Source organism: Bacillus sp. HMSC036E02 (genome assembly GCF_001836235.1).
GTDB lineage: Bacteria > Bacillota > Bacilli > Bacillales > Bacillaceae_G > Bacillus_A > Bacillus_A cereus.
Window position 1 is genome coordinate 82845 of sequence record NZ_KV827856.1, and the last position, 8965, is coordinate 91809.

The following is an 8965-nucleotide window of genomic DNA, read 5'->3' on the forward strand; positions in this document are numbered from 1 at the left end:
TATCAATTCTATACCGCCATTGACTACCTATAGAAGAATTAATCCTTTTATCTCCCATACCTCCTATTATTTCTACCTTTCCACCTGCTATCTGGTCAGGGTTGTGAAGTGCAGCTTGAGTATCTAGCCATTCCTTGGCTTTTTTCTTGGCATTTGATAACGTTAATCCTTCTCTTTGTAGTTCATTTACCTTTTGTACATAAGCTTCTTCTCTAGCAGCTTGTTGAGCAGCATTCCCTTCAATAGCTCGCCCCTGTGCTATGTATCTTTCACTATTTTTTAAATACTCATCCACTGTAAGCTCATTCATACCTTTTTCTTGGTCTTTTAATTGTCTCGCAAACTCTTCTGAATCATGTTTTACATTTCTATTAAAGTTCACTTCAATTTCTTTTATTTTAGGTACATCATTTAAATGCTTACCATTACCCGTACCCTTAGCAAGTTGATAAGCGTCATCTTTAGCTACCGTACTTGCCTTTGAAAACTTTCCAACTACTTCTCCAACAGTTGAAGATTCTATATAAGAAAGCTTCATTCCTATTCCAGTATCCTCCGTCCTAATTGCTGCTGGAATAGGAGTATTTTTCATAGCATCTAGTGCATTTTTTTAAGTCTTATTTTCCTTAAGCGATTGTACCACATTATTTCTACGCTAAAACGCAAAAAAGCACTTGTTGCCTTTAATTGACAATCAAGTGCTCTAAGTTCATCTGTTTTATAAGTAACATTAATCCGTCACTATTCTTTTTTCAATAGCCCAACTAAAGTTAGTTGATTTGGATATTTTACATATTTACTCGCTAATAATGCATTCCTTAATTTAACAGAGAATATTTTAAGATTTATTTTGCTCTTCATATTCTTTCATCTCTTCGAATTTTCTTCGCTCATTTTCATTACTCGGTTTCTTCCCTAAATATTTATATTCAAAATAATCCACTCGGTCATTCGGTCCAAAAGTAGATTGATACCATTTAGTATACCCATAATAAATTTTTAATTTCCCCTCAGATGTCACAATCACGTCAAAAGGTTTATAGACTTTGTATCAAAATTTTAAAAACCTTTTATTCAAAACCGATAACAATCCATTCATCTACAAAATCCCAAAAGTGAACATTATATTTAGGCTGACTCTTAGCTGACCAAAAAGTAGCATTGTTATTCTTACAATTTTCATAATCTATAGCTATGTAGCTCCCCATACCATTACTAAAGAATCCAAAAGATGTTTTTAAATTAATCTTTATAGGTTCTTCCAATTCATCTATAATCCCCCACTCTAAGTCATCATCCCCAAAGTAAGTTATAGCTTCTAATGGCATCAATCCCATCGATTCACTTGTGTAATCATAAAATCCATTATGAACATTTTCATAAAAGTCCCTAATAGATTCAGGAATTTCTCTCCATGAAGATTCTAATTCCTCATTATTAAAACTATCTTTAGGATTTCTTCCTTCATAATATAAATCTTCTCCACCTTGATTTTTTATTGTATACAAGATTGAATAGGTGTCCTCACTTATCATCAGTTCAATATCCTCAAGGTATTCTGATAAGTAAGCAATAGTATTAGATAAATTATTATCTACATATTTTTTCCATATACTTAAAATTTTCTTGATTCTCTTTTCTCTATTATGTTCACTAAATACTTCCACCCATAAATCAGGAATTAAAGATGCATTTATATTCTTAAATTCATTTGCATTAATCAATTGAATATCTTCATTATACTCTCTTAATATATCTAACTTAGAACTCATTTTTCCCCATCCTTTTTAATATTATTTTATATTATTCTTTTTTAAAATCATCAATTTGTTTTTGCAATATTCTTTCAAGCTGTTTTTCTCTTGTAATCATCTTGCTCCTAAAGTCAAGACTAACTTCTATCTCATCTGGTGTTCCCTTTTTATAATGTGTCCATTCTTCATACGATTTAGATTGCTTTGAAGTGTTTGCAGATTTACTTAATCCTGTAAAGTTTTCTGGGTTATTTAATACTTCTAACTGTTGTTTTTCTGTTAAATTACCAAAACCATCCATACTTGCAATTCTGTCCATAGACACAATATGATCTGCTTCTAGTGAACCTATAAAAGTTTTTCCAGGAAGAGCCTGATCCTCCGTTTCTATCTTTTTATTGTGGCCTTTATTTACTTGTTTTCTTATTTTTGCTGTCGGTGTTTTTTTTCTTAATGCTTCATATTCTTCATCTGTAATCTTTCTCTCACCGTACCTAGGAGGAATTCCACTATCCCCCGTACCCTTAACCCCACCACTCTCCAAATTCGAGATCCTACTCTGAATACTCGCTTTTTAGGCATCATGGGCTTCTTGGAATTTCCCGCTATAGTTCGTTCCAGTTCTAACGACACTTCCATCTGGCAGTATTTCTACACCTTTAACGAATGGGGTTACGGAGTCCGCACCTTTTGCTAGTTTAATTTCAATTATATAATACTAGGAATTTATGTTAGCCTTAATTCATAAAAAATTACTTTTTATAAATTTAATCCAAGTTTCTCGTTACCACATTTCTATATTATAACATTAACTCAATCGTATCTTTTAAAGCTTCATTTACATTAATAGCCTTTTAAATAAAAAAACTGAAAGAGGATTAATCCACCTTCCAGTTTCTTCTTTCATTATTCTATCGGCCCCATAAATTGAGTAATTAAATAAACATGCTCGATAAGTTTGACTTTTTGTAAGTTTTCTACTTTTTCTGGTCCACCTAGTGCAAGTAAAGGTGTGTAACCAAAACATTCATCTATTTCAAGCTTTCCGTATTTATTTAATGCCTGCTGATAATGCTTCCAATCCAATACTTTCTCTAAAAAATAATCATCTTTCGTATTTTTAAAGAAAAACTTGAATTTTCCAGCTACTACATCTACCGTACCTTTTCGATACTTAAGTAATAATAAATAGTTATTTTCCCACACAAGAATATCTCCCATACCTGTTGTAAAAATTGGGATAGCTTCTTCATAACGGATATAACTTTCCTTTAATATATCTAAATATTTTTCTGGGTTTATTGCTCTTAAGTATCCATTTAACATACTCCCAAACCCATAGCATTTCCATAAATCTATTATTTGATCTGGAACTTTCCCTGTATACTTTTCAATAACCTCTGTTGATGGTTTTTCGAAAGATATAAAATCATTTATATTTTCCATAGTATCCCCCTACTCCGATTTCAATCTAACATTAAGATATGTCAATTTTTTTTCTTCCTCTGATAAGGTGTCAGCAACTCGTCTAATTTCCTTATCCACATTACCAATCCTGCTTTTCCACTGCGAACCTATTGATGAATTAATTCTAGAATCACCCATGCCAGTTATTTTTAATGGATTTCCACCCGCAATTTGATCTGGGTCATGTAATGCAGCTTTATCCTTTATCCACTTTAAAGCTTGCTCTTCTGCTTCCCTAAATGAAAAACCTTCTTCCATAAATTCATCAATTTTATCTTGCACAGCTTGTTTTCGTGTTAATCTTTGAGCTGAATTTGCTTGTTTTGATCTCCCATATTTTAAAAATTGGTTCCGATTCTAAATAAACTCATAAACTGTCAATTTTCCCAGTCCATCTTCTTGGTTTTTTAATTGTCGTATAAACTCATCTTCATTATGTTTCCGATTACGTTTAAATTCGATTCCAATTTCGTCAGTACGCGAGCTATTATTACCCACTCCGCTAGTTTTATTACTTCCTTCTAATTTACTATGCCCATGAGCAAGTTGATAAGCGTCATCCTTAGTTACCGTACTTGCCTTTGAAAACTTTCCAGTTACTTCTCCAACAGTTGAAGGAAGCTTCACTCCTATTCCAGTATCCACCATCCTAACCGTTACTGGAATAGGAGTATTTTTCATAGCATCTAGTGCATTCTTTAAAGTCTTATTTTCCCTAGGCGATTGTACCACATTATTTCTACACTAAAACAAAAAAAGCACTTGTTGCCTGTAATCGACAATCAAGTACTTTAAGTTAATATATTTTTAAGTATCGCTAATTTTGTAAGTTTTGTAGTACAGTTTGACACCTTTTATATATCGTGGCAACTACTACGTTAAAACTTACGAGTTTGTACGAGTTCGTTAGTTTTATGTCCATCTCATGTGTTTATATTCACCACCATGTAAAATGTCATATCGCCTAAGCTCGTACTTCGTTTTCTATTCTATCATTGCACACAATACTCCATGATGGTACAACCATCATGAAGTATTTACTTTTTAACAGCTTATTCTTATTCTTATTCTTTTTCGTTTACTTGTCTTATGTGAATTCTTTAATTTCTAACCCTAATTGTCTATACCTTTCAATACTAATTAACCCTCAAATTATAGATTTCCTGCTAACATTAAAAGGATCTACGTTATTTTCCTCTAACAAATCTTCAAATTTTTCTGTTCCGTATTTTACAAAACATTCATATTCCGACTGGGAAATAAAGAATGCTAACAAAATTTTACCATCTTGATCTTCACTTCCAGTACGTACATCACCATATTCTTCTGGAAAAGCGAATGGTTCAGTAAAGTAAACTGCACTTTTATTATATTTTTGAACAAATGATTTATCAATACTTTCAATACCACTAATTGCTGTTCCTCGTCCTATTTCTATTCCATTACCTATACAATAAAATAAAGCACTTGCAAGGATATACCCTGTACTATTAAATGCCCCATCAACTACCATTGAAATTTCAACATTATCCCCTACTATTTCTTCATATTTACTGAGTCCAAGTGTATTAAAAACTAAACATTCTTCAAATACATTTTCATATTTTAAAATTTGCATACTCGGAATCTCTTCATTATTTTTAAAAACCTCTCGGTCTATTGGATCACCTAAATATTTACTATAATGGTCATAATAAAGCTCTCCGTAATTTATCATTCTTTTATCTCCCCTTTATATGTTCCTTCTATTCCTTCAAATTTATGACTTATATTACATTCATGACATTGAACCCTTAGTCGAGCATTATATTCATCCAATACTTCTTTTCGTGTTGGTTTTACTTCACCTGTTTTCATACTTACAACTCTTTCTGCCCAAGTATCTGGATAATGATCTAAGTCATATCCAATTCTTTTTACTGGTCCATTTTTAGTATTAATGGTAATACTATCTGGAATATCTTTTCCGCACGTGGGACAAATCATTTTTCCTGATGCATTTTTTGGTGCTTCACTTTCTGCTTTAACACGAGTACCTTTTCTAAAACTACTTCTCTTATACAAACTATCAGTTTTTTTAACTTTTGTACTACCTTCACCCGTACCCTATGTTGTAATCTTAAACCCTCACAATAAAAAAGCAAACCATGTAAACCCTTATTAAACTACTTCTTTTTCTTCCACTACTGGCAACTCATAAGCTGTTTTATATTTCATCATGCCATATACAATGTTTACAAGCCTTCTCATAATACATACCAATGCTTGTCCTTTTGTTTTTCCCTCTTTAAGTTTCTTTTGATAGTATGCATGAAACACTGGGTTTCTAGGTAACTTACTTCCTTTCGCTACTTGCACTTGCTGTACTGCTAAATTATAAAATAAAGCGTGTAGCGCCCTGTTTCCTTGTTTGCTTTTGTGTGTCTTACCTTTCCCACCAGAACCAAAGTAAACAGGCGCAATCCCCGCAAATCGTGCTAATTTATTGGCATTTGGAAATCGCCTTACATCCCCAATTTCTGCAATTAATGCTGATGCCGTTACAAGTTCTATTCCCGGCATCGTCTCTAATTGATAATCTAGTAGATTTACTAACCGTTTTAATTCTCTTTCGATGTATTTCATTTCCTTCTTTTTAAACTCAATATCCCGTACAATACTTCTTACTAAAAAGTCTCGTGTTTCTTGATACTCTTTCATTGTTTGTCCATCTTCTTTTACAAGTTTTAATATGTCGCTTGCTTTCTTTACTGAACATGTATTGTTGCTAACATCTAATAAAAAAGCTGTTAATTGCTTTATATTCGCACCCTCTAAACAAAAGGGTGACGGATACTGCTGCCAAAATGCTAATGCTGTTTTTCCATCTAACTCTGAGAAAAACTTTTTATAACTTGGATAATGGTGGTTTAATTGAATATGTAATTGGTTCTTTAACGCACTTTGTGCTTTTACTAATGCATTCCTTGTTGAAACTAGTTGTTGTATCGACCAAAATAAATCGTTTGGCTTTGCATCTGGTAATTGATTTAACTTATTTATTAGTATACGGGCTACGCATTCCGCATCCCAACTATCACTTTTTTGTGTCGTCACATGGCTTTTTCGCTCTAAAAATGATAAAGCTGGATTTCCTTCTTTCACTACTTGTTCATGATCTACTAAATATTTCGCTAACGCTCTTCCATAACCACCAACATCCTCTAAACCAAATACAACAGTTATCCCAGCACTCACATATGTCTCTACTTCTAATAAAAACTTCGAAAATGCAGATGGTTTATTATCAAATTGTATTTCTCCTAATTTTTCTTGCCAACAATTAATAATAACAGCCGTATGATGCTCCTTATGTAAATCTACTCCTACATACAAATAGTTCTGTCTATTATGCATAACTCATCCCTCTATTCAATGATTTAGTCATATATAAAAACGTCGGCAACCTTAGTTCGAGCGTTCATCTTCCGATGCGCATAGGTACGCAAGCCTATCCATTTTCATAATTTCATAAGTACATATAGTAAAATGAGTGATTTTTTTAAGTACGACTATTATATAATTGCTGGATGTTTACCGTTTGTTTGTATTTGCCCGTATGTATATATCCCTCGATAAAAACTCTCTCGGTCTAACATGCGTTTCACTTGTACTTTCGTAAATTGTTTTCCTTTCTCTGTACGATAACCTTCCCTATTCAGTCGTTCTGCCAATTGAGTCAGCGACCAATGTTTAAAAAAGTGTCTTAACTCAAATAGTCTACGTACAACCACTGCTTTCTCCGTATCTACTTCTAACACCTTTTGTTCTTTCTTTACTCTATAACCAAACATCACACCGCCCCCCGCATATCCACCTTGTTCTGCTTTCTTCTTTCTGCCTCGACTTAGCTTTAATGCAATCTCAAGACGTTGATATTGATCTAATAGCTCTAACATACCATTTACTAAAAAGTCATTTTGGTCATGCGTGTATATACTATAATTTGGTTGTTCAATTGCTTTCACATCTACCTTGTGTTTCTTTAGCTCTCGTTGTATTAACACTTTTGCCATATCAGAGCGCCATAACCGAGATGTATTTAGTACAATAACTTTGCTCACTTGATGATATGCCATATCCGACAATAGCTCTTGTAGACCTTCACGTTCAACTGTTAATCCATCTTCATCTACTTTCGCTCCGCTGATTCCTTTATCTTCGTATATGTGAAGCAGTTGTAGTTTATTTTCGATGCAGTACCGTTCAATTTCTTCTACTTGATACGTTAGGCTATACCCTTCACGCACTTGTCCTTCCGTTGAAACTCGTACATAACCAACTACTTTCTCTCCCATATTGAGCCCCTTCCCGTTACAGCAATTACAATCCCTGTAACGTTTACCCGTTTTTTGCGGATAACGTGTGCATAACGTCCATCCGTTAAAACGTACTTTACGATGATTTCCAAAAATAATACAACCCTTTATTTTTTCCTCTACTATCGTCGTACGCTGTACATAGCCATTACAATCTATAAAACAACAATAAAAATTTAACACTTAATACACTTATAAAATTATAATGCTCTTTTAAATTTCTACGCTTAAACGCAAAAAAGCACTTGTTGCCTTTAATTGACAATCAAGTGCTTTAAGTTCATATGTTTTTAAGTAACATAAGTTTGTAAGTTTTGTAGTAACAGTATGACACCTTTTGTATGTCGTGACAACTACTACGTTAAAACTTACGAGTTTGTACGAGTCCGTTAGTTTCATGTCCATTCCATGTCTTTATATTCGTCGCACAGTAAAATGTCATCTCGCCTAAGCTCGTAATTCTTTTTCTATTCTATCATTGCACATAATACTCCATGACGGTACAACCATCATGAAGTACGTATTTTCAAACACTCTATTTTTTTCTCTCCACACCACATATACTTTATTTTCATTGATCTTTTTATGAATTATTGTATATTTAACTTTAGCAATACAAACATTGACATATCTGCAAATGAATTAGTAAGTGTAAGTTATTAAAACTAATCCTATATATCCATTCGCATAGGAGTAAAACACTTGCTTCTTCTATTATTGGACAGGGCCCATAAACTCAGTAATAATTAGAATATGTTCCTTCAATTTCACCTTTTTTAAATTCTCTACTTTTTCTTCTCCACCAAGCCCTAGTAAAGGTGTATAACCAAAACATTCTTCATACTCTGGTTCATTATATTGTTTTATTGCCTCTGGATAAGGTAACCAACCTAATGCCCTTTGTTTAAATGCTTCTTCCTCTAAAAATCTAATAAACAAGGAGAATTTTGAGGCTAACACTTTTGTTTTACCTTTCCGATAGTTAATCATAACTATATACGACTCTTGATTTTCATCTTTCTCAAAAATTATAATATCACCTAGGGATGTAGTAAAAATAGGAATCGTTCCTTTACTCCTTAAGTATGTGTCACTTACTAAAGAACTAAAATCATCCGGATTTATTACTTTTAAATAGCCATCCATAAAAGTCCCATAGCCATAAATTCTCCATGCTTCAATCAATTCTTTAGGAAGGTATTCTTTATACTTATTTATTGTAGACTCTTCTACTTTACTATTTTTTTTAAAATCACTATAAATACTCAATTGACAATCCTCCTTTAATATGTAAGTTTAACATTTAAATACGTATTTTTCCGTTGTTCTAGGGTTAAACTCTTTTCTAATTCCTTGATTTGTTCATCAACAATATCAATTCTATAC

General features: G+C 32.8%; 9 protein-coding genes and 3 pseudogenes. All 12 read right to left on the bottom strand.

The window, feature by feature from the left end; translation table 11 throughout:
* A partial coding sequence (locus HMPREF2590_RS31230) for a polymorphic toxin type 15 domain-containing protein (protein WP_256325161.1) occupies nt 1-592 on the bottom strand: 592 nt, incomplete at its 3' end.
* Between the two features lie 246 nt (nt 593-838).
* Nucleotides 839-1033: pseudogene (locus HMPREF2590_RS18565) on the bottom strand (immunity protein YezG family protein); the annotation flags it as partial.
* Nucleotides 1034-1070: 37 nt separating this feature from the next.
* The gene (locus HMPREF2590_RS18570) at nt 1071-1772 is read right to left on the bottom strand and encodes an SMI1/KNR4 family protein (RefSeq protein WP_000095661.1); all 702 of its coding nucleotides are present in this window, start codon (nt 1770-1772) and stop codon (nt 1071-1073) included.
* A gap of 31 nt (nt 1773-1803) precedes the next feature.
* Entirely contained in the window at nt 1804-2259 is a 456-nt protein-coding gene (locus HMPREF2590_RS31125) for a hypothetical protein (RefSeq protein ID WP_229180715.1), read from the bottom strand.
* Nucleotides 2260-2262: 3 nt separating this feature from the next.
* Nucleotides 2263-2454: pseudogene (locus tag HMPREF2590_RS31235) on the bottom strand (DNA/RNA non-specific endonuclease); the annotation flags it as partial.
* 206 nt (nt 2455-2660) lie between these two features.
* Nucleotides 2661-3200, bottom strand: coding sequence for a T6SS immunity protein Tdi1 domain-containing protein (locus HMPREF2590_RS18580; RefSeq protein WP_000427866.1), 540 nt, complete (start codon nt 3198-3200; stop codon nt 2661-2663).
* A gap of 9 nt (nt 3201-3209) precedes the next feature.
* Nucleotides 3210-3956, bottom strand: a pseudogene (locus HMPREF2590_RS31130) (polymorphic toxin type 15 domain-containing protein); the annotation flags it as partial.
* Between the two features lie 412 nt (nt 3957-4368).
* On the bottom strand, nt 4369-4938 hold the full coding sequence (locus tag HMPREF2590_RS18595) for a suppressor of fused domain protein (RefSeq protein WP_050821996.1): 570 nt from the start codon (nt 4936-4938) through the stop codon (nt 4369-4371).
* Nucleotides 4935-5285, bottom strand: coding sequence for a GH-E family nuclease (locus HMPREF2590_RS18600; protein ID WP_223153415.1), 351 nt, complete (start codon nt 5283-5285; stop codon nt 4935-4937). The genes HMPREF2590_RS18595 and HMPREF2590_RS18600 overlap by 4 nt, the downstream gene beginning before the upstream one ends.
* A 96-nt stretch (nt 5286-5381) precedes the next feature.
* Nucleotides 5382-6617 (bottom strand): IS110 family RNA-guided transposase, encoded by a 1236-nt coding sequence (locus tag HMPREF2590_RS18605; RefSeq protein WP_050821997.1) that lies wholly within the window; start codon nt 6615-6617, stop codon nt 5382-5384.
* 158 nt (nt 6618-6775) lie between these two features.
* On the bottom strand, nt 6776-7558 hold the full coding sequence (locus tag HMPREF2590_RS18610; RefSeq protein WP_050821998.1) for a recombinase family protein: 783 nt from the start codon (nt 7556-7558) through the stop codon (nt 6776-6778).
* Nucleotides 7559-8293: 735 nt separating this feature from the next.
* On the bottom strand, nt 8294-8848 hold the full coding sequence (locus HMPREF2590_RS18620; protein ID WP_050821999.1) for a T6SS immunity protein Tdi1 domain-containing protein: 555 nt from the start codon (nt 8846-8848) through the stop codon (nt 8294-8296).
* Nucleotides 8849-8965 lie beyond the last annotated feature (117 nt).

Bases quoted from the DNA above. Each gene is read 5' to 3' on its own strand.
- HMPREF2590_RS18580 (WP_000427866.1), bottom strand. From the start codon at position 3,200: ATGGAAAATATAAATGATTTTATATCTTTCGAAAAACCATCAACAGAG.
- HMPREF2590_RS18610 (WP_050821998.1), bottom strand. From the start codon at position 7,558: ATGGGAGAGAAAGTAGTTGGTTATGTACGAGTTTCAACGGAAGGACAA.
- HMPREF2590_RS18595 (WP_050821996.1), bottom strand. From the start codon at position 4,938: ATGATAAATTACGGAGAGCTTTATTATGACCATTATAGTAAATATTTA.
- HMPREF2590_RS18570 (WP_000095661.1), bottom strand. From the start codon at position 1,772: ATGAGTTCTAAGTTAGATATATTAAGAGAGTATAATGAAGATATTCAA.
- HMPREF2590_RS18605 (WP_050821997.1), bottom strand. From the start codon at position 6,617: ATGCATAATAGACAGAACTATTTGTATGTAGGAGTAGATTTACATAAG.